Source organism: Salinibacterium hongtaonis (assembly GCF_003065485.1).
Classification (GTDB): domain Bacteria; phylum Actinomycetota; class Actinomycetes; order Actinomycetales; family Microbacteriaceae; genus Homoserinimonas; species Homoserinimonas hongtaonis.
Map to the genome: position 1 here is coordinate 349,224 of NZ_CP026951.1, position 20,064 is coordinate 369,287.

The window sequence follows — 20,064 nt, forward strand, 5'->3', positions numbered from 1 at the left end:
CGCGAGCATTTATTCGCGGGAGAATAGTCCGTTCGCGTTGTGTGTGAACGGAAAGCTAGGTAACACCCGATGGAAAATGTCGCTCGGCCGTGGGCCGCGCTCTGGGCGCTCGTAATCGGGTTCTTCATGATCCTGGTCGACACCACGATTGTCTCGGTGGCGAACCCCTCGATCATGGCGGGGCTCGGCGCTGGCATCAACGAGGTCATCTGGGTGACGAGCGCCTACCTGCTCGCCTACGCGGTTCCGCTTCTCATCACGGGTCGCCTCGGCGACCGTTTCGGGCCCAAAAACCTCTACCTGACCGGCCTTGTGGTCTTCACCCTCGCCTCCGCCTGGTGCGGGCTTGCGGGCAGCATCGAGGCGCTCATCCTGGCCCGCGTCGTGCAGGGGCTCGGCGCTGCGCTCATGACGCCGCAGACGATGGCCGTGATCACCCGAGTGTTCCCGCCCGACCGCCGCGGCGCCGCCATGGGCATCTGGGGTGCCGTCGCCGGCATCGCCACCCTGGTGGGCCCCGTGCTCGGCGGGGTGCTCGTGGACAGCCTCGGCTGGGAGTGGATCTTCTTTATCAACGTGCCCGTCGGCGTGGTCGCGTTCATCATGGCGTTCAAGTTCGTGCCCTCGCTGTCGACGCATCCGCATCGTTTCGACATCCTCGGCGTTGTGCTGAGTGCGGTCGGGATGTTCCTGCTCGTCTTTGGTATTCAGGAGGGCGAGAGCCACAACTGGGGCACGATCGTGGGGCCAATCACGGTGCCGGGCATGATCGTCTCGGGGGTTGTGGTGTTGGTGCTGTTCGTGCTCTGGCAGGCCTTTAATAAGAGGGGCGAGCCGCTGCTGCCGCTGGCACTCTTTCGCGACCGCAACTTCTCCCTCGCCAACGGCGCAATCACCGCGATCGGCTTTGCCGTGACCAGCATGTCGCTGCCGCTCGTGTTCTTCTTTCAGATCGTGCGTGGCCTCACCCCCACCCAGTCGGCCCTCATGCTCGTGCCCATGGCGGTGATCGCGGCGGCGCTCGCGCCCCTCGCCGGCAAGCTCGTCGACAAGATCAACCCCCGCTACATTGCGGTGACCGGCCTGCTGCTGCTGGCCATTTCGCTGTTCTGGTACTCGGCGCTGCTTTCGCCCGATATCGATATCTACTGGCTGCTGCTGCCCAGCGCCCTGCTCGGCATCGCCAACGCTGGCATGTGGTCGCCGGTCTCCTCGACCGCAACCCGCAACCTGCCGCCCCACCAGGCGGGTGCCGGCTCCGGCGTCTACAACACCACCCGCCAGATCGGCTCGGTGCTCGGCAGCGCCTCGATCGCGGCCCTCATCCAGGCGCGCCTCGCGGCGGAGCTAGGGGCAGGAGCCTCCACAAGCGACTTCGCCCAGGGCGGCGGGCTGCCTGCTGCGTTGCACGAGGGGTTCAGCGCTGCGATGGCGCAGTCGCTGTTGCTGCCGGCGGCGGTTGCCGTGGTCGGGGCGGTTATCGTGGCGTTCTTTGCGAAGCCGAAGCCGCCGCAGTGGGGGCCTCGGGCCGAGGCTGCTGCCGCTTCTGCTTCTGCTTCTGCGGGCGCTGCTGCGGGAGCTCCGGATGCTGCGGCTGCCGGGTCGCCAGCCGCGTCGCCTTCTAGCCCGGGCGCCGGTTCGCCCTCGGCTTCGCCCGTGGTCGAGGGGTAACTGCTTTCGTCGTTCGCCCGGTCGGGCGTTGCTGCTTCAGTGCGCCGCGAGTTTCGGTAGACTCGAACGCCAGCCTCTGTAGCTCAATGGAAGAGCAACTCCGTCCTAAGGAGCAGGTTGGGGGTTCGAGTCCCTCCAGGGGCACCATTCATCCAGGTACTCAGATCCCCGTAATTCCGCGGATCTGACGCCCTACTCTGTCGCTACGCAACGGTGTTTTGCCCACACTTTGCCCGCACTCGCTTCGCGTGTCGCGTCCTCGCGGCGACGATTTCGAGGTCATCGTCGAACAGGTCGCCGTGGGTGTCGAGGGTCACTGCTGCCGAGGCGTGGACGAGCACCCGCTGCACGGCCTTCCCCCTCTTGTTGTGTCTGAAGGGACCTAGTTGGTTCGGGACTGACGCGGTGTTGAATTGACACTGGATCAGTTGGCGAGGACGCGGAACCCGCCATGATCCCTCGCGACCACGGTGATGCTGAGGCTTGTCATCAGCTCCAGAAGATCTGATTCTGGCTCACCAGGTAATACGATCACGGGGGTTGACTGGAGCCCAGCTTTTGCTCCGATGTGGGCGTAGTCGAGAACCTGGCCGATCGCTGTTCTCACATGTCCACGCGCCGTTGAACTTTTTGCTTCCACAATCCACTCGCGGGCTGGGACGTAGAAGTCTGGCTCGATGATGGTGTTTCCTGCGCGACCTCCGTCTGGATCGGTGACTTCGTCGTCAAAATCAACACTTTCTCGAATCGCTACGTGCAGCAGGCTCAAGCGGATGGCGCTGACGTCGCTCGGCGAGTTGGCGAGAGGGTTGGGTTTCCGGTTCCTGTCACATCGGTACTCGCGTTTCTGAACACGAAGTCGATCAAGGACGGGCGCGCTCCCGACAATCGGGACGTCGAAGTAGTCGATGCGCGAAACCTCGTGGCATGGCTGGTTACCCAGCCGGCGCAACTGAGCGATTCCGAGTTGGAGCTGATCAAGCTCGCGGCGGAGGAGCCCGAGACGTGGCACGTCGACGCCCGCGCTGCGGACACCCTGAGGGTGATGCAACGGTTCGAGCGGCTGATGGGCCAGGTGGGCCCGTCGCCCGCGCGCGCCAGGTCGCCGAAGTTCCTGTCAAAACCTCGAGGACTCCCCGCCGCGTGCCGGTGTCGCGCGTTGGAGCAACCAGAAAACCGCCGCGACTGACCGTCCTCGATCTCATCAGGATGTGGTTCGGCTTCGGGATGCCGATTGTCGCAATTCTGGTGTTTCGCGACATGGCCAACCAGCCCTGCGAATCGCCCGTCGCATGCAAGTTGCCAGCCTTCTACTTGGGAGTGCAGCCGATGCTGAAATTGGCAGTGGTCATACTTGCAGGGCTCGGCTTGCTCTGTACGCTGACGTGGCTATTCCGCAGACGCTGACTCGCAGCGCGCACAGGCCCACTAGCAAAAGTCAGCACACTCGCAGCCAACACCCATACTCTGACCACGATCGAAGGGGTGACATGCGCCAAACGCTCGCAGTCTGCGCCGCCGCGGCGCTGCTGCTGTCGCTCACCGCGTGCATGACCGGAGGTGAGATGCCTAACGAGAGCCCGAGCAGGACGCCGTTCGAGACGAGCAGCCCCGGCGCGATTGCCCCGTCGGGCACGCCGATCGATGTGCCGCAGCAGGCGTGGGATGCGATCGTCGCCGACCTCGCCCAAAGGGGAGTGAGCTCCGAACCGGAGCTCGTGTCGGCCGAGGCCGTCACCTGGAACAACGGGGCGCTCGGGTGCCCGAAACCCGGCATGAACTACACGCAGGCGCTTGTGGAGGGGATGCGCGTGGTCGTCACGGCGGGCGGGGAGACGTATGACTACCGCTTGGGCAGCGAGGGCTCGCCCGTTTTGTGTGAGGCATAGCGCAGCATCCGCTGTTCCCACAGAAAGGCAAGGGCGGCACCCCCTCCCGGGAATGCCGCCCTCGACAGCGCGCGAGCCGCTACTTGGTCTTGACCAGCACCGTCTCGCTCGTGCCCGACTTGTTATCGATCACCACCGCCATGAGGCCGAGCGGCTTCTGGGCGGCGAGGGCCGCACCGTTGACCGCGACCGGCACCGAGACGCTGCCGTTGCGGGGCACCTGCACGAACTGGCCGTTCTCGATGGCCGGTGCCCACGGGTCGTAGGCCGCGAAGCCCTCGATCTGGTCGGAGCCCGCCGTGTTGGTGATGGAGTAGCTCGCTACCGAGTATCCGAACGAACCGGCACCCGCGGTGAGCCCCAGGTCGCTGGCATACACCGGCAGCAGGATGGTGCTGCTGTCGGTGGGTGCCTGCGCGTAGAACCCGGCCGCGAAGAGGCCCGCCGCCGTGCTGACGAAGACCTCCGACCGGCCGTTGGGGTCGCCTGCCCGCACCAGACCGGAGTCGGCCGAGAAGACGACCGCCTCGGGGTTTCCGTCACCGTTTCGGTCGATGATCACGTCGAACTCGTTGCTCGCCGCGTTGGACCACCGCTTGTGGGTGTTCACCGCGAAGACGAGCAGCTGGTCGCCGCCGCCCGCATCGAACGACTGCACGCCGGCCGACGCGAGGTCGAATCCGGTGTCGCCGATCGTCTTGGGAACATCCTTGGCGTCGGAGAGGCCCCACGTGTAGACGTCGGCCCCGGCCGCAAGCGACCCGAGCGTGTTCGTGAGCTTGACCGACTTGGTGGCGTCGCCCACCTTGTCTTTGCCGGTGAACAGGGCCTTCGTGGACGACGCGACGCGAGCATCCGCCCGGGGGACCAGCAGGTAGGGCACCCGCAGCGTCGACGAATCGGAGGTGAGCACAACGTCGCCGGAGAACTCGTAGAACCCGAACGGATCGCCTGCCACGGAGGAGGAGCCCACGGCGCTTGCCGAGGCGGTGAGGGCCACAATCACGGTGGCCTTGCCCTTGGCCGGAACCTTGACCGAGGTGCGGCTGAGCGAGATCTTGGCCTTCTCCGACTGCGCGGAGGGGGCAGAACTCACCTTGTAGCTCACCGCAGTGTTGCCATGGTTCGTGAGGGTGATCGTCTTGAGCCCGGCGAACCCGACCCACGACTCCTGGAACCCAAAGCTCAGCGCCGACTCGCGCAGCCAGCCGCTGTCGGTGCGGAACGCATCGCCCGTCGCCGTGACCTGTGTAGCAACCGCCTGGGCCGTGTCGACCAGGCCGACACCACCGCGCGTCATCTGCTGCCCCACAACCTTCTCCGGGTCTGCGGATGACACGACGGCGGCCGCGATTTCGCCCGCCTTCCAGCCCGGGTGGGCCTGCACGGTGAGAGCGGCGACGCCCGCAACGTGGGGCGCGGCCATCGACGTGCCCGAGATGGTCGCCGGGCCGTTGCCGGTGCCGACTCCCGTCGAGACGATCGAGACTCCGGGAGCCGCAACATCCACACCGACCCCGCTATCGCCGCTGCGCGGACCGTTCGAGGAGAACGACGCGTAGCCGCTGAAGCCGGGGTTCTGCAGCTCGGCCGCCGCGATGGTGGCGGGAGCTCCCGTGACGAACGCCGCCCCGTCAGAGAGACGCACGCCAAGGAACGGGATGGTCACGGTGAACGCCTCGCCCGTGTCGGGGTTCGAGGTGATCTCGCCCTCGAACGGCGGGTAATCGTTCGTGTTGTTGACCATGAGCGCCGCGGCGGCTCCGGCCTGCTGGGCGAAGATCGGCTTGGCTGCGCGGGCACAGGTGCCGCGCTCCATCACCGCGAGCTGATTGCCGCCCGCAACGACTCCGTTGCTTGTGTAGGCGGCGGTCGAGCATCCGAGCGCCTCGTTCTCGGCCGTCGCAGGGTTATCCACCAGGCGAACCACCGTGAGCGCGGGGATCCCCGAGAGGTCTGCCCCGTTGGCGTTAATGGCGGGCACCACTACACCGTTGACGGTGACGGATGCTCCGGGAAAACTCTCGGTGCTGTCGACTGCGGCGACCGAGATCACGCCTTCGCCGGAACCAGGGGAGCCCGTGATGTAGGGGCTCGGGCCCGCGTTGCCCGCCGAGGCGACCACGACAACGCCGGCGCCAATGGCGTTGGCCGAGGCAACGGCCTCGGGGTCATCGGCGCGGCCGAAGCTCGAGCCCAGGGACATGTTGATCACGTCCATGTCGTTGGCCACGGCCCAGTCGATTGCGGCGACGGTGACATTGGTTGAGCCAGCGCAGCCGAACACACGAAGCGCGTAGAGGTCGACCTGGGGTGCGACTCCTGGCCCGATCTTCCACTCCTGCGATGCCGTTGACTCGTCGTACGGCCCGTTATAGGTGGCGCCGTCTGCCGTGACTCCGTTGCCGCCCGTGGTGCCGGCGACATGGCTGCCGTGACCGTTGCAGTCGAGCGGGTTCGGGTCGGGGGCGGGCACGCTGGTGTCGTCATCGGCGTTGTAATCGTCGCCGACAAAATCCCAACCGCCCTTGATGCGCGGAGCATCCGGACCAAAGAGTGCCGGGTCAGCGGGCTGCGTCTCGGCGGCGTTGGCCGCCTCATAGGCCTCCACCGTTCCGGGGCCGCCGAAGTTGGCGTGCGTGTAGTCGATGCCCGTGTCGATGATGGCCACCTTCACGTTTTCGCCCGTGTACCCCGTGCTCTGCCACACCTGCGGCACCCCGAGGAACGGCACCGAGACGGCATTGTTGACCGTGTAGGTGCGCGCGGAATGCAGCGCGATCACGCCGGGGATCGCCGCAACCGCGTCAACCGCAGCCGCCGGGATCGTGGCCTGCACGCCGTTGTAAGCCGACTGCATGGTGGCCTCCACGGCACCGCCCTGCGCGGCAACCTCATCCACGACGGGCTGCTGCGCCGCCTCAAGCGTCTTCTCGATCGATGATCGCTCCGCCTTGGTGAGGTCGCGGCCCTTCTCTGCCTGCACGACGGCTACCGGATCGCCCGCCAACTCCACCACGACGGTGACGTTGCCATTGCTGTCAGCGCTGAGCGGATTAACCGTGGCGCTCACCTGACCTCGGGATTCGGCCTTCTCGAATTTGGACGATGGATCGTCACTCGGGGCAGCTAATGCTGCGGATGCGGGGAAGGACAGTGCCACGACTGCGGCGACCGCCAATGCACGTCGATACAAGGGGACCTACTTTCGCCAAGAGGGGAATGGGACCGTGGGTAGACGAGATTGTTCAGGGGCAGTATGTGCCAATTCACACGGATTCAACAGTGGATTCTCAGGTCGGGTTTTGAGCGGGTGACGAACCCGCGCGGCAGGGGTAACGTGTGCGCGTGATCGACACCGCGGGAGCGCTGCGCATCGCGCCAGCGACAGACGTGCCAGAGGCCGACATGGTCGGAGTCTTTGGGGTGCGCGGTGACCCCGCCCATTGCTTCTGCCAGTACTTCAAGCTGCGGGGCCGTGAATGGAACACCAGCGACGGCGAGAAGCGGCGGATGCTCTGCGACGACCGCGAACAGGCGATCGCCGAGGCGCGCCACGGCCCAGGACTTGTCGCGTATCTCGGCGACGAGGCGGTCGGCTGGTGCGCCGTCGAGCCGCGGGTTGCCTACCCGCGGCTTCTCGCATCGAACCATCTGCGCTCGACGGAACATCCCCGCGACGATCCCTCCGTGTGGGCAGTGACATGCTTCGTGGTGAAGGTGGGGTTTCGGCGGCGCGGCATCGCCGGTGAACTGCTATCGGCAGCGGTCGACGCGGCCCGCGCTGGCGGGGCCCGCACCGTTGAGGGGTATGCGGTCGACACCTCCCGGGGCAGGCTGAGCGCGGCCGAGCTCTATCACGGCCCCCTCTCGCTGTTCGTGGCGGCCGGGTTTCGCGTCGTGGGCAGGCCGGGGGAGCCCGGGACTGTTCTCGTGGAGTTGGGGCTCTGAGGGCGAGTCATCTTTCGGGTGCAATCAGGTGACTGCCATGCTGGGCCCATGGTGAAGCCCAATGACCTCCTTGCTGTCCTCGTCGATGCAGACAACATCTCCCCGGCGAGAATCGGGGCGGTCCTGACAGAGGTTGCGCGATTCGGCACCGCATCCGTAAAACGGGTCTACGGCGACTGGACGATGCCGCAGCTCGGTAGCTGGAAGTCCAGCGCGAGCGAGCATGTGATTCAGCCGATACAGCAGTTCGCGAACACGGTCGGCAAAAACGCGACCGACAGCGCACTGATCATCGACGCTATGGATCTGCTCTACACGCGACGGTTTCAGGGGTTTTGCATCGTTTCGTCCGACAGCGACTTCACTCGGCTTGCCTCGCGCATACGAGAAGAAGGCGTCACGGTGTACGGATTCGGAGAGCGCAAGACGCCGGAGGCATTCCGAAACGCCTGTGACCAGTTCACCTACCTTGATGTGTTGGAGGCGCCAGCGGCGGAGACCGCTGTGTCGACGCTGGCCCGGGTGCCCTCCCTCAAGCTGCGCGGTGATACCAAGCTGGTGGCGGGGCTCCGCACCTGCGTTGCGACCGCATCGGGGGAAGACGGCTGGGCAAACCTCTCCGACGTAGGCAAGCTCATGCGCAAGCAGCAGGCCGACTTCGACCCGCGCAACTGGGGTTACAGCAAACTTTCCGAACTCATACGAGCGACGGAACTCTTTTTGGTCCAAGCCGGATCTGCCGGCGCGCTCCGAGTGCAAAGCAAGAACAAGATCGCGGCCTGAGCAGGCGGCCTAGGGCGCCGGCAACCCAGAGGCCGATGTACATGCCGTCGACGAACGCGAGGTTCACGGCCGGTAATCCATCGAAGGTGACGCCCGTTGCAACAGATCGCCGATTCCCTACCGGAGTCTGACGCTCCCTGATTCTCGCGGCGCATACTGGTACCCCTACCGAGGATTGGAGCACCAGTGACCGAGGCAAAGAGGACCGACGCGGGCTCGTCCGACGGGTTCACGGCAGACGAGCGTGCCGCCATGAAGGAGCGCGCCGCCGAATTGCGAGAAGAGAAGAAGCGCAGCAAAGCGGCGGATAAGAAGGAGCGAGACGCACAGGATGTCGTCAACGCCATTGCGGCGATGCCCGACACCGACCGTGCGCTCGCCGAACGCCTGCACGCCCTCATTGTCGCCGCGGCACCCTCACTCGACCCCAAGCTCTGGTACGGCATGCCCGCCTATGCGCTCAATGGCAAGATCGTGTGCTTCGTGCAGCCCGCAGAAAAGTTCAAGACCCGCTACACGACGCTCGGCTTTAACGAAGATGCCCAGCTCGATGACGGCACCATGTGGCCGACCGCCTATGCCATCACGGCGATGACCGCCGCGAACGAGAAGCGCATCAGTGACCTCGTTTCGCAGGCAGCGGCCGCACCTGCCCAAGCTCAGTAGCTTCGAGAAGCCTCTGACTTAATGATCTCCGCCAGGTCGCGCGGACGGCTCCACATGGGCCAGTGCCCCGTGGGGAGATCGATGACATCGACATTCTCGAGGGTGGCGACCTCGGTAAACATGGGGTGGCCAGCGCGGGCCAGCTCCAGCACCTGCGCGCTCGACATCGAACAGCACGCGAGCGTGGTGCGCACCCTGCGGCGGCGCTCGTTCGTCAGTTCGACGGCTTGGCGAAGCACTGGCCCCGGCTCGGGCACCGCCTTGGCGCGAAAGCGCTCCAGCACCTCGGGGCTCAGGCCCTCAAGGCTCGCCTGCTGCCCGAGCGCCTCGAAGGGTGGCAGGGCAAGCTCCTCAACCTCTGACGGGAGATCGGGGGCGAAGATGCTGCCCGACGCCACGGGCCCGGAGTCAACCCACACCACTCGGTGAACAAGCTCCGGATGCCGGTCGATGACCAGGCTGACGGGAGCGTTTGCGCCGCTGTGCGCGACGAGGGTTGCGGGGTTATCCTCGGAGGCCCCGGCCTGGCCGAGGGCGTCGAGGATGGCCGCAGCCTGATCTTCGAGAGTCTTCGTCGCACGATCAGGATCGTTGCCGTCGAGCCCGGGCAGGGTCAGTGCGATCGCGCGGGTGGTGTCGGTGTTCAGGTGCTCACGGACCTCATCCCACGCCCAAGCGCCCAGCCAGTGGCCGGGAACGAGAATGATGGCTGAGCTGCGTGCAGAAGGTGTCATACCTCTAGCTTCGTGGGTGCTGCGGGCAGGTGTATGTCACTATTTATGTCATGAATTTGCGGCGGGCTGAGCGGTGAAGCGGGCTGAGCGATGAAGCGGGTCGAGCGACTCCACGCGCTCTCCGAAATGCTGCGCCGGAACGGAGCTCGGGGATGCTCCGCCGAACGACTGGCCAGAGAGTTCGGCGTCTCCGTGCGCACCGTGAAGCGAGACCTCGCGGCGCTCGAGAACAGCGGCGCACCCGTATGGTCGCGCCCCGGCCCTGGCGGTGGCTACGGGTTGGCCGTAGGCGCATCCCTGCCCCCTGTCAGCCTGTCGTCGGCTCAGGCGGTGGCGCTCATGGCGGCCGTGTCTGCTGCATCCGATGCACCCTATGCCGATCTGGCGGCGGCCGGAGTTCAGAAGATCCTGGATGTTCTCGACCCGAGAACCCGCGCACAGGCCGACGAGTTGGCCGGCCGTGTGTGGGTCAATACCGCTCCCTCGTCGTCGCGCGCCATCCGGTCGGCGCTGGAGGAGGGAATGGCCGAGCAGCGAGTGATCCGCATTCGCTTCACCTCGGCGACGGGGGCGACCACGACACGCGACGTTGAACCCGTGCTGTTCGCGTCGACGAATGGCCAGTGGTACCTCGTGGGCTGGTGCCGACTGCGCACGGCAATGCGATGGTTCACCGTGTCGCGCATTGAGCGAGCCACCGTGACGGGGGCGGCGTGCAGCGGCCATGGCATCCACGAGGTGGGAGAGCCGCCCGCGAACGCCAGGCCCGTGCACGGTCGGGACGACTGAGAAGTTCGGATTTTGATTGTGCACAACTAGATTGCGTGCAATGCTTTGCGTATGCCGATCGTTGACCACATGGTCTGTTTCTCGCTCTACTCCGCAACGCGGGCAACGACGCGCGCCTATACCGAGCTGCTCGAACCGTGGGGGCTCACCTACACCCAGTACCTCGTTCTCGTCGTACTCTGGGCGGAGGGGCCGCAGCCAGTGCACGAGATGGGGTCGTTGCTCCAGCTCGACTCGGGCACCCTCTCGCCCCTGCTGAAGCGGATGCAATCAAAGGGTCTTCTTGAACGCCGACGCGACAGCGACGACAACCGGGTGGTCACGATCGTGCCCACCGAAAAGGCGATCGAACTTCGCGACGAACTGGACCACATCCCGCTCGCCATCGCACAGGCGACCGGCCTGCCCGATGTCGGCGCAGCCCAAGAACTGATCGAAACACTTCAGCGGCTCACGCTCGCAATGCGCGAGATCAACTCCAACGAAAGGCAACCGACGCCGTGAACATCCTCTACACCGCAGAAGCCCTCTCCACGGGAAAGGGGCGGGACGGCCATGTGACGACCCCCGACGGCATCCTCGACATGGACGTCGTGCCGCCGAAGGAGCTGGGCGGGTCTGGTGCTGGCACGAACCCTGAGCAGCTCTTTGCTGCGGGCTACGCCGCATGCTTCCACTCCGCCATTCACGCCGTTGCCCGAAGCAAGAAGATCACGGTCGAGAACTCCACCGTTGGTGGGCGAGTAAACCTGGGCTCGAACGGCGAAGGCGGGTTCCAGCTGGCCGTTGAGCTTGAAGTTGTTCTCCCCGAACTGCCCGCTGAGCTCGCACAGGAGCTCGTCGACGCAGCCCACCAGGTGTGCCCCTACTCCAACGCCACCCGCGGCAACATCGAGGTCACCGTGCGGGTATCTGATGACTAGGGTCGCCAAGCGAGGGCTGTTACAGCAGCTCGTGGAGCCGAAGCCCCCCACGTCGAAGCTGCGATCGGGCGTTCGAATCGCCCTGGGCGCCATGCTTGCGTTCGCGGGGACCACGCACCTCACGGTGGCCCGCGAGGAATTTCAGGCCCAGGTGCCGGAGTTCGTTCCGCTTGATACCGACGTGGTCGTTGTCGCATCCGGCATCGTCGAGATCACCCTCGGTGCCGCCCTCATCCTGCTCGCCAAGCGTCGGGTGCCCGTCGGGCTCGTCGTCGCGCTTTTCTTTATCGCGATCTTTCCCGGCAACATCGCCCAATGGGTTCACGCGCGGGATGGGTTCGGACTCGACACCGACTCCAAGCGTTTCATTCGCCTGTTCTTTCAGCCCGTTCTTGTGGCAGCCGCCCTGTGGTCGACGGCAGCATGGCGCGATCGCCCGCGGCTCGGCGCGCGGCGCTAGCGGAGCTCGTCGATTCGAAGCTCGTGTCGCAGGAGTTAGCTCAGGACAGCGCTCGATAGCGCAGGGCCACAACCCCGTTTCGAAACCTGCGCTCGTCGACGAGGTCGAGCTGCAGATGGGCGTGCGCGGGATAGAACGGCGTGCCGCCGCCCACGATCACGGGCGAAACCAGCTGCACCCATTCGTCGACGAGCCCGGCACGGGCGACCTCCGCTGCGATCGTGGGGCCGGCGATAGAAATGTCGGATGCGGCATCCGACTTCATTCTGCGAATCTCGTCGATATCGAGCGGGTATTCGAGACGCGTGTTCTCTGCCGTCGGAGTCGGCAGGGTCGCCGAGTACACGACCTTGTCGGTGGCTCGCCACAGCTCGGCGAACTCGCGGATGTAGTCGGGCGCCCCGTCTAGGATCTCTTCGCCGTCCCAGGCTTTCATGACCTCATACATGCGCCGACCGTAGAGAAAAGTGCCCACCGAGCGCACCACATTGTTGACGTAGCGGTGCACCTGCTCATCGGGCCTGCTCCAGTCAAATGAACCGGACTCATCGTTGACGTAACCATCGAGAGAGGTTATTCCGAAGCAGATCAGGGAGACCATGGCTCACAGCATAGGCAGCCTTGCCCGTGGGCGAAACGGGGGGCCCGGCTACGCTTGATGTTCGCCCCGCCCGACCACCCTGGGAGCACACCATGACCCGTGTCGCCGCCTTCGATTGCGGAACCAACTCGCTGCGGTTGCTGATCGCCGACGTCGAGAAGGGGGCGCTCGCCGACGTTGTGCGAACGCTCCAGGTCGTGCGCCTCGGCGAGGGCGTCGACCGCACTGGGCGCTTCGATGATGCAGCGCTCGCTCGCACCCTCGAGGTGACCCGCCACTATGCCCAAACCTGTCGCGAACACGGGGTTGAACGCATGCGCTTCGTTGCAACATCGGCGACGAGGGATGCCGCCAACCGTCAGGAATTCATCGGCAGTGTGCGCGGCATCCTGGGCATCGAGCCCGAGGTGATCTCCGGCACAGAAGAAGCGCAGCTGTCGTTTCTCGGCGCGGCGAGCGTGCTGCCCGCGTCGCCGGGGGAGCAGCGCCTCGTGGTCGATTTGGGCGGAGGCTCGACAGAGCTCGTTCTCGGCGACACGGCCCCGACCGCCGCGTACTCGATGGATGTCGGATGCGTTCGCCTGACGGAGCGATGGGTGCGCACCGACCCGCCGAGCGAGAACGAAGTCGCGGGGATTCGCGGCGACGTAGAGGCGGCCCTGGATGCGGCAGAGGGCCAGATCGACCTGCCGGCAGCGACCGACGTGATCGGCGTGGCCGGAACCGTCACGACCATCACCGCCCACGCCCTGCGGCTCACGGCCTATGAACCGGACGTGATCAATGGCTCCCGGTTGCCGCTCGATGCCGTGCTGGCGGCCTGCGGCGAACTGGCGGCGATGCCCAGGGAGGAGCGGGCGGCATTGCCCTTTATGCACCCGGGCCGGGTGGACGTGATCGCAGCGGGCGCGGTGATCTGGGCTGCGGTGCTTGAGCGAGTCGCGCAGGCGGGCGCGCTCACCACGGTCACCACGAGCGAGCACGACATTCTCGACGGCATCGCGCTGCAGCTGGGCCGCCGCCCGGCCTAACGCTGCGCCCGCTCGGAACGCGTGCTGTCTCCGTACATATAGGGGTAACACCCTCGAAACCCGAGCCTCCTACCATCACGATCATGGACCAGCGCGATGGCCTACCCGCCAAACTCATCGATCTAGCCCCGCATCGCGTCGCCGAGGTCAGCACGGCAGAGGGCGCGATGCTCCATGCCCTCAGCGGCAGATTCTCCCTCGATATCCGGCCGCGAACGATCGAGCTGGCGGACGGCACCCGCACCGAGGTTGAAGGAGCCGATGCGAGCGGCAGCATCATCGTGCAGCTCGTCGCCAATACCGGCGTCTTCAAATCGCCGCATCGCAACAAGGTGCACTCCGACATGTTCAAGCTGGTCTGGCTTCGCAGCTGCGTTCTTGTGGGTGCCCGCGCCGTGCTGTGCGTGAGCCCCACAGCATCCCAAGCCTTCTCCCGTGGGGGATGGTCGACGGCCGCCGCCTCCGCCCTGGGGATCGAGGTTCTCGTCTGTGCCGCCGATGGCACCCTGGCTGCGCTATTCGACGAAACAGAACAGCCGCCGAATTTACCTGAGCGAAACGCAACGCCGTCGGTTGCGGAAACAGCGCGTCCGTAGAGTCACTCCCAGATGGACCTCCGCGAGGCACATCAGAACCCGATTCGCCTCGCACGCTCTCCTCGTGAATTAGTCACCGAACCTGCCGTGGAGGCTCCATGTCTATCGTCGTACTCTCGGGCAACCCCAGAAGGGGTTCTCGCACCGCCGCCGTTGCACAGCAGGTGGCCGACGCGGTCGCCGCAATCGTGGACCTGCCGGTTACCACGGTTGAGCTTGCCGATGTCGCGCCCGTGCTGTTCACACCGGCAGACCTCGAACTGACCGCCCTGCGTGAGGCGGTTGCTCGCGCCACAGTGGTCGTGGTCGCAACCCCCTCGTACAAGGGCTCATACACGGGCCTGCTCAAAGCGTTCATTGACGGATACGGCCCCGATTCGCTCGCCGGGGTTACCGCGATCCCCGTCGTCATCGCGGGCACGCCTCGGCATACGACGCTCGTTGCCGAGATCCACCTTCGCCCCCTGCTCGACGAAATCGGCGCATCCACAAGCCTGGGCTGCCTGGCCTTCACCGAGGCGGAGGTCACGGATGCCGCGGCGCTCGCCGAGACCATCGTCGCCTGGGCCGAGGCCCGCACCCCGCTCATTCGGGCCCTTTCTGCAACACGCGTGACGACGACATCGGAGGTGTCAGCATGACCACGACGGTTTCAGCGCAGCCCGGAGTTCCCGCAGGATCCGACCCGCGCGATGTCGCCGCGCTGAGGCCCGCGCTCGGGACGATGGCGACCTCGGTAACCCTCATCACTACCCGGCACGAGGGTCGCGACTACGGGTTCACGGCTAACAGCTTCACCTCGGTGTCGTCGGAGCCGCCGCTCGTGGCGGTGTTTCTCGCCGATACGGCGGAGTGCTATCCGGCGTTCCAGGAGGCCGACCAGGTTGTCGTGAACGTGCTCGCCGAGGGCCAGGGCGATCTGGCCATGCACTTCGCTCGCAAGCACGACGACAAGTTCGCCTCTGTCGACCTCGACCCAGCGCATCCCGCAGTCCCCGTGGTCGAAGGGTCGATGGCCGCAATTCTCGGCACGGTCGAGAGCCGCCTCACCGCAGGCGATCACCTAATGCTGCTGATCGCCGTCGACCACGTGGAGCACCACGATCGTGAACCGCTCGTCTACCAGAACCGCGCCTTCAGAAAGTTGATCTGATGACTCAGTCGCCGCCGTCCGCCGCAATCAGCCTCACGAACGCCCGCCGCATCTACGGATCGGGCGAGACCGAAATGGTCGCTCTCAACGGTGTCGACCTCGATATCGCCCCGGGCCGATTTGTGAGTGTGATCGGCCCGAGCGGCTGCGGAAAATCGACGCTGCTGCGACTCATCGCCGGTCTTGAGCAGCCAGACGACGGTGCCGTCAGCGTCTATGGGGTGACACCGGAAGTGGCATGCTCGGCCAAAATGGTGGGCCTGGTTCCGCAGGCGCCCGCGCTTTTGCCCTGGCTCAACGTGCTGCAGAACGTGTCTCTGCCGCACAAGATCAACAAGGGCGCCGACAAGAAGCGGCCAGCGGCGGCCCAAGCGATCGAGACCGCGAGCGGCATGTCAGAGATCCCCGATATGAAGGAGCTGCTGAGGCTGGCCGGGCTCGGCGAGGCGATGCACAAGCTGCCGGCAGAGCTCTCCGGTGGAATGCAGCAGCGCACCGCCATCGTGCGAGCGTTTGGGCTTCGCCCCGACGTGATGCTGCTCGACGAGCCGTTCTCGGCGCTCGACGAATTCACCCGCGAAAGCCTGCAGGAGCAGCTGCTTGATCTGTGGGACGAGATGAAGTCCACGGTCGTTTTCGTAACGCACTCTGTGAGCGAGGCGGTTCGGCTCTCGGACACCGTGATCGTGATGGCACCCAATCCGGGCCGCATCGTCGACGTCATCGACATCGAGCTCGCCCGCCCCCGCAGCGCCTCAATGATCAAAACGGCCGCCTTTCACCAGTACGAAGACCTCATCCGCGAAAGCCTGCAGAACGCGTGGCGCTCGCCCGAAACCCAGAACGCCGCCTAGGAGGTACGGGATGACCACAGTTGATGCTCCTCGTGCAGTAACGACGCCGGGGGATGCCACGCCTCCCGTGCGAAAGGCGGCCTCGATGTCGATCTATAACCCGCGGCACGCCAACTCACGCCTTAAGTTCGTGCGGCCAAGCCGATGGCTGCCGGTCACCGTTATGGTCGCCGTTCTCGCGGTGCTGTGGCAGATCGGCACCGTGACGATGCCCTACCTGTTGCCACCGCTCTCCACCATCGGAGACACCATGTTCGGCAACCCCACGTTCTATCTCAAGAACGCGTGGATCACCCTTCAAGAAGCGCTGATCGGCCTGGTCATCGCCTTCGTCGCATCGTTTCTTCTCGCGATCGTGATGAGCGAGATTCCCATCGTGCGGCGGGCCGTGATGCCCCTCGCCGTGGTCATGAACGTGACACCGCTGGTGGCCATCGCCCCGGCACTCGTCGTGGCCTTTGGCTTTGGCCCAGAACCCAAGCTCATCGTCACCGCCCTGTGCTGCTTCTTTCCCATCCTCATCAACGTGTCGATCGGTTTGCGCACCGTGCCAGCCCCCGTGCTGCAGTTCTACACAACGATCAAAGCGTCCCGTGCAGAAATGCTCTGGCATGTGCGCATCCCGAGTTCGCTGCCGTACCTTTTCGCCGCCCTCAAGATCGTGTTCCCGCTCTCGATCATCGGCGCCGTGGTCGCCGAAATGGCGGCCCCCGGTGCGGCCGAAGGGCTCGGCACCGTGATCACGATGGCGAGCTCCAACAACAAGCTGCCCGTGATCTACGCCTCAATTTTCGTGCTCGCCATGATGGGCTCCGCACTGCTCGCCGTCGTCACGGCGGCAGAGAAAAAGGTTCTCCACTGGCACGAATCCCGCGTCGGAGCGCTGGAGTAGGCGCAGCATCCGAACCGCGCCTCGCCACAGCATCCGCTCGCCTACCTCGCCCTCACCCAGCACCCTCACCCAGCACCCTCACCCAGCACAGCTCTGCCCACCGCATCCCGCTCACCAAGGAGATTCAGATGAAGGCACGCACGACATCCATGGCTCGCACTACAGCCGCAAGCATCGGAGCACTCGCTCTTATCGCGGGGCTCGCGGCATGCTCCAGCAGCGACGCCGCAGAAACCGGCGCGGAGAAGGCCATCTCGGCAGAACGCTGCGAGGAGAACAAGGCTGCCGGCGAGATCGGATTTCTCACGGGCTACCAGTACCAGGCTTCCGCCTCGATTCTCGAAGTGCTGGCAGCCGAGAAGCTCGGCTACTTTGATGCGCTGTGCCTCGACGTGACGATTCAGCCCGGCACGGGGGACACCGGTCAGAGTGCTCAGCTCGTCGCCGCCGGCACCGTGAAGTTCACCGCCGTGAGCCAGCAGAACCTGATGCAGGCAGCCGACAGCGGAATCGAGCTGCTCGGCATCTCGTCGTACTCCAATGTGGGCCTCGAGATCTTGATGACCGACACCGATATCACCGACCTCACTGACCTCGACGGCAGCATCCTCGGTCACAAGGGGGACATGCCTCCCGCGGTTCAGGCCATGCTCGATAACGCGGGGGTCGACGTCGCTTCGCTGCAGCAGGTCGTGGTCGGCTATGACCCGAGCGTTCTGCCCCGCGGTCAGGTCGACTCTCTGACGGGGTTCATCTCCAATGAGCCCAACCTGCTTGAGGCAACGGGAGACGACGTCACGGTCTGGCGGCCGTATGACTTCGACGTGCCCTCCTCACTCGGAGCCCTTGCCGTGAACCCCGAGTTTGCGGCCGAGCACCCCACGGTGGTCGAAGACTTCTTGCGCGCAGCCCTGCACGCGTATGAATACTGCAGCGACAACGGCGAAGAATGCGTCGGCTACGCGGCCGACATCAGCGGCGAAGGCTACGACGCAGCGCACAACCTCAAGATCTGGCAGACCGAGATCGGCATCATCGCCGAGAGCAAGGCAGAGGGAATCAACCTGGGTGCGCTCGACCTGGCCAACATCGAAACACTCGTGGGCATGCTCACCGAGTACAAGCTGCTCGAGAACGAGCTCACCGTAGACGACGCCACCGCCATGTTCGACACGAGCTTCATCGAGAACATCTACGCCGACGGCACCCTCATCTGGCCGGCGCCCTAAGGCATCACGGCATCTCAGCACGACAGGCCGGTCCCCTCGATAGAGGGGGCCGGACCCCGGCGGATCTCCGCGGACACCCAGAACGGCACTACCTCCACGGATAGGAACTCATCATGACCGAATACGGAGTCTTTCTCCCCGTCGCAGCTGGCGGCTGGATGATCTCAGAGACCGCGCCATACCCGCCAGCAACCTACGAATACAACAAGCAGGTAGCCCAGCTTGCCGAGGGCATGGGGCTCGATTTCATCATGGCGATGGCCAAATGGCGCGGCTTCGGCGGAACCACCGACCACTGGGGGGAGTCGCTCGAATCCATGACCATGATGGCGGGGCTCGCCGAGGCGACCTCCACCATCAAAGTGTGGGCAACCGTGCACGCCAACCTGGTGAACCCCGCCTTCGCGGCCAAGGTTTTCTCGACCCTGCAGCAGATCGCTCAGGGACGCATCGGCATGAACATCGTCAACGGCTCTTATGCCGACGAGTTTGAGGCGATGGGAGCCTGGGACCCCAACATGACCCACGCCGAGCGCTACCGCATGACGAACGAATGGGTCGATGTGGTCACGCAGCTCTGGGAGAAAGACTCCGTCACGTTCGACGGTGAGTTCTTTACCCTCACCGACTGTGAATCCCGGCCCCGCCCCTCGATCAAGCCCGAGATCATTTCGGCCGGTCGCTCCGAGAGCGGCCGCGACTTTCAGGCGACCTGGTCGGATGGCGGATTCCTCGGCTCGGATTCCCTTGAACAGATGGCCGAGTTCTCTCGGGACGTGCATGCGCGGGCCGCGGCAAAGGGCCGCACCACCAAGACCTATTCGATGCTCACGATCGTTCTAGCCGAGACCGACGAGGCTGCGGAGGCCAAGGCAGCGCTCTACGGCGCCGGGCTCGACCGCGAGGCACTCTCCAACATGCGCCGCTCCTGGGGGTGGGATGCCGACCGGGCTCTGTCGTGGGCGGAGGACGCTAAGGGAGAAGAGGCATTCCAGACGCCGTATGTCGTGGGCTCGCCGGCGACCATCATCGACCGCATCCGCAATGTGGTCACCACAGCCGAGCTTGACGGTCTCATGCTGATCTTTCCCGACTATGTCAACGACATGCCCGTCTTCGGCGAGACCGTGCTTCCCTCCCTGCGCGCGGCAGACGACCAGGCAACGGCCGCGGCATGACGGCGCTGGCCGAGCGCCGGCTCGCAACACTCACCAGTGCCACCGAGAAGCCGGCTCTCATCGTGGTCGACGTTCAAAAGTCGTTCGGCTCGCCGGATTACCTGGCGGACTACGGCCTCACCCCCGAGGCGCTGGTCGCGCTCGATGCAGCGGTCGGCAGCATCGAATCGATCGTGGCGTCCGCTCGCTCGCTCGGGGTGGCGATCGTGTGGGTCGAGCTGGCCTCCGACCCCGGCAATCGGTGGCGCGCAAGTCAGTGGCTTCGTGAGGGAGATCTCGAGGCCCCGTATAGCCCGGGTGAGCCCTGCGTGATCGGCACCGAGGGAGCCGAGTGGTTCAGGGTCGCCCCTGCTGAGGGGGAGTTGAGGGTTCGCAAGAGGGGCTACAGCGGTTTTCTCGGCACGAACCTTGCCGAGCAGCTTCACGCTCGGGGCATCACCTGGGTCACGGTGGTTGGTCTGACCAGTGAGTGCTGCGTCGCTGCGACCGCAGAAGACGCCATGCAACTCGATTGGCCCGTGGTGATTCCTGCGGATGCGACCGCCGCCTACGACCTCCGCATCCACGAGAACGCAGTGGAGATGCTTGCGCTCAACGTTGCTGCGATCGCCACGGTCGACGAGGTCGTGCAGCTCTGGCGCGAGATCGAGGCAGCCCAGTGAGC

Annotated in this window: 24 protein-coding genes and 1 tRNA gene; 20 read left to right on the forward strand and 5 right to left on the reverse strand. The window is 65.3% G+C overall.

Features of this window, described 5'->3' with window-relative positions; all coding sequences use genetic code 11:
- Positions 1 to 69: 69 nt before the first annotated feature.
- Complete coding sequence (locus C2138_RS01760) at positions 70 to 1,671, forward strand: DHA2 family efflux MFS transporter permease subunit (RefSeq protein WP_108515059.1); 1,602 nt, start codon at positions 70 to 72, stop codon at positions 1,669 to 1,671.
- Positions 1,672 to 1,743: 72 nt separating this feature from the next.
- Positions 1,744 to 1,818, forward strand: a tRNA-Arg gene (locus C2138_RS01765).
- Between the two features lie 56 nt (positions 1,819 to 1,874).
- Here C2138_RS01765 and C2138_RS01770 read toward each other — a convergent pair.
- Together C2138_RS01770 and C2138_RS13755 are read right to left on the reverse strand one after the other, a co-directional pair.
- Positions 1,875 to 2,021 carry a hypothetical protein gene (locus C2138_RS01770; RefSeq protein ID WP_199286558.1) on the reverse strand — a complete coding sequence of 49 codons (147 nt, stop codon included), beginning with the start codon at positions 2,019 to 2,021 and terminating at the stop codon, positions 1,875 to 1,877.
- A gap of 74 nt (positions 2,022 to 2,095) precedes the next feature.
- The gene (locus C2138_RS13755; protein ID WP_206749480.1) at positions 2,096 to 2,278 is read right to left on the reverse strand and encodes a hypothetical protein; all 183 of its coding nucleotides are present in this window, start codon (positions 2,276 to 2,278) and stop codon (positions 2,096 to 2,098) included.
- A gap of 147 nt (positions 2,279 to 2,425) precedes the next feature.
- Between C2138_RS13755 and C2138_RS13760 the strand changes: the two genes are divergently transcribed.
- Together C2138_RS13760 and C2138_RS01790 are read left to right on the forward strand one after the other, a co-directional pair.
- Entirely contained in the window at positions 2,426 to 2,860 is a 435-nt protein-coding gene (locus C2138_RS13760) for a hypothetical protein (protein WP_206749481.1), read from the forward strand.
- 301 nt (positions 2,861 to 3,161) lie between these two features.
- On the forward strand, positions 3,162 to 3,560 hold the full coding sequence (locus C2138_RS01790) for a DUF8738 domain-containing protein (RefSeq protein ID WP_108515067.1): 399 nt from the start codon (positions 3,162 to 3,164) through the stop codon (positions 3,558 to 3,560).
- Between the two features lie 79 nt (positions 3,561 to 3,639).
- Here the strand turns inward: C2138_RS01790 and C2138_RS01795 are convergent, their stop codons facing one another.
- Entirely contained in the window at positions 3,640 to 6,741 is a 3,102-nt protein-coding gene (locus tag C2138_RS01795; protein WP_241961142.1) for a S8 family peptidase, read from the reverse strand.
- Positions 6,742 to 6,908: 167 nt separating this feature from the next.
- On the opposite strand from C2138_RS01795, the gene C2138_RS01800 reads away from it, so the two are divergent.
- The 3 genes from C2138_RS01800 to C2138_RS01810 all read left to right on the forward strand — a co-directional run bounded on the left by C2138_RS01800 (position 6,909) and on the right by C2138_RS01810 (position 8,960).
- Positions 6,909 to 7,511: a GNAT family N-acetyltransferase gene (locus tag C2138_RS01800; protein WP_199286559.1), complete on the forward strand. Its 603-nt coding sequence runs from the start codon at positions 6,909 to 6,911 to the stop codon at positions 7,509 to 7,511.
- 48 nt (positions 7,512 to 7,559) lie between these two features.
- Positions 7,560 to 8,294: an NYN domain-containing protein gene (locus C2138_RS01805; protein WP_108515071.1), complete on the forward strand. Its 735-nt coding sequence runs from the start codon at positions 7,560 to 7,562 to the stop codon at positions 8,292 to 8,294.
- A gap of 186 nt (positions 8,295 to 8,480) precedes the next feature.
- Positions 8,481 to 8,960 carry an iron chaperone gene (locus tag C2138_RS01810; protein WP_241961143.1) on the forward strand — a complete coding sequence of 160 codons (480 nt, stop codon included), beginning with the start codon at positions 8,481 to 8,483 and terminating at the stop codon, positions 8,958 to 8,960.
- Here C2138_RS01810 and C2138_RS01815 read toward each other — a convergent pair.
- Entirely contained in the window at positions 8,954 to 9,694 is a 741-nt protein-coding gene (locus tag C2138_RS01815; protein ID WP_108515073.1) for an alpha/beta fold hydrolase, read from the reverse strand. The two genes, C2138_RS01810 and C2138_RS01815, sit on opposite strands and share 7 nt — an antisense overlap.
- A gap of 90 nt (positions 9,695 to 9,784) precedes the next feature.
- Here C2138_RS01815 and C2138_RS01820 point away from each other — a divergent pair, with 90 nt between their 5' ends.
- Genes C2138_RS01820 through C2138_RS01835 form a run of 4 tightly spaced genes read left to right on the forward strand, consistent with a single transcriptional unit; the run spans position 9,785 to position 11,866 of the window.
- A complete protein-coding gene (locus tag C2138_RS01820; RefSeq protein ID WP_108515075.1) occupies positions 9,785 to 10,483 on the forward strand; it encodes a helix-turn-helix transcriptional regulator in 699 nt (232 codons plus the stop codon).
- A gap of 51 nt (positions 10,484 to 10,534) precedes the next feature.
- Positions 10,535 to 10,987 carry a MarR family winged helix-turn-helix transcriptional regulator gene (locus C2138_RS01825; protein ID WP_241961144.1) on the forward strand — a complete coding sequence of 151 codons (453 nt, stop codon included), beginning with the start codon at positions 10,535 to 10,537 and terminating at the stop codon, positions 10,985 to 10,987.
- A complete protein-coding gene (locus C2138_RS01830) occupies positions 10,984 to 11,406 on the forward strand; it encodes an organic hydroperoxide resistance protein (RefSeq protein WP_108515077.1) in 423 nt (140 codons plus the stop codon). Before C2138_RS01825 ends, C2138_RS01830 begins: the two co-directional genes overlap by 4 nt.
- Positions 11,399 to 11,866 carry a DoxX family protein gene (locus C2138_RS01835; RefSeq protein ID WP_108515079.1) on the forward strand — a complete coding sequence of 156 codons (468 nt, stop codon included), beginning with the start codon at positions 11,399 to 11,401 and terminating at the stop codon, positions 11,864 to 11,866. Before C2138_RS01830 ends, C2138_RS01835 begins: the two co-directional genes overlap by 8 nt.
- Positions 11,867 to 11,906: 40 nt before the next feature.
- On the opposite strand, the gene C2138_RS01840 is transcribed toward C2138_RS01835, so the two are convergent.
- Positions 11,907 to 12,467 carry a dihydrofolate reductase family protein gene (locus tag C2138_RS01840; RefSeq protein ID WP_108515081.1) on the reverse strand — a complete coding sequence of 187 codons (561 nt, stop codon included), beginning with the start codon at positions 12,465 to 12,467 and terminating at the stop codon, positions 11,907 to 11,909.
- 92 nt (positions 12,468 to 12,559) lie between these two features.
- On the opposite strand from C2138_RS01840, the gene C2138_RS01845 reads away from it, so the two are divergent.
- From C2138_RS01845 to C2138_RS01885, 9 genes are all read left to right on the forward strand, one after another.
- On the forward strand, positions 12,560 to 13,498 hold the full coding sequence (locus tag C2138_RS01845; protein WP_108515083.1) for a Ppx/GppA phosphatase family protein: 939 nt from the start codon (positions 12,560 to 12,562) through the stop codon (positions 13,496 to 13,498).
- Positions 13,499 to 13,581: 83 nt separating this feature from the next.
- Positions 13,582 to 14,094 (forward strand): hypothetical protein, encoded by a 513-nt coding sequence (locus C2138_RS01850; protein WP_108515085.1) that lies wholly within the window; start codon positions 13,582 to 13,584, stop codon positions 14,092 to 14,094.
- A 98-nt stretch (positions 14,095 to 14,192) separates the two neighbouring features.
- Positions 14,193 to 14,735, forward strand: a complete 543-nt coding sequence (locus C2138_RS01855) for an NADPH-dependent FMN reductase (protein WP_108515086.1) — start codon at positions 14,193 to 14,195, stop codon at positions 14,733 to 14,735.
- Positions 14,732 to 15,247, forward strand: a complete 516-nt coding sequence (locus C2138_RS01860) for a flavin reductase family protein (protein ID WP_108515087.1) — start codon at positions 14,732 to 14,734, stop codon at positions 15,245 to 15,247. The genes C2138_RS01855 and C2138_RS01860 overlap by 4 nt, the downstream gene beginning before the upstream one ends.
- Entirely contained in the window at positions 15,247 to 16,101 is an 855-nt protein-coding gene (locus C2138_RS01865; RefSeq protein WP_108515089.1) for an ABC transporter ATP-binding protein, read from the forward strand. Before C2138_RS01860 ends, C2138_RS01865 begins: the two co-directional genes overlap by 1 nt.
- Before the next feature lie 10 nt (positions 16,102 to 16,111).
- Positions 16,112 to 16,993, forward strand: a complete 882-nt coding sequence (locus C2138_RS01870) for an ABC transporter permease (RefSeq protein ID WP_108515090.1) — start codon at positions 16,112 to 16,114, stop codon at positions 16,991 to 16,993.
- Positions 16,994 to 17,121: 128 nt separating this feature from the next.
- Positions 17,122 to 18,222: an ABC transporter substrate-binding protein gene (locus tag C2138_RS01875; protein WP_241961145.1), complete on the forward strand. Its 1,101-nt coding sequence runs from the start codon at positions 17,122 to 17,124 to the stop codon at positions 18,220 to 18,222.
- Between the two features lie 113 nt (positions 18,223 to 18,335).
- A complete protein-coding gene (locus tag C2138_RS01880) occupies positions 18,336 to 19,400 on the forward strand; it encodes an LLM class flavin-dependent oxidoreductase (RefSeq protein WP_108515092.1) in 1,065 nt (354 codons plus the stop codon).
- Positions 19,397 to 20,062, forward strand: a complete 666-nt coding sequence (locus C2138_RS01885; RefSeq protein WP_108515094.1) for a cysteine hydrolase family protein — start codon at positions 19,397 to 19,399, stop codon at positions 20,060 to 20,062. The genes C2138_RS01880 and C2138_RS01885 overlap by 4 nt, the downstream gene beginning before the upstream one ends.
- Positions 20,063 to 20,064 lie beyond the last annotated feature (2 nt).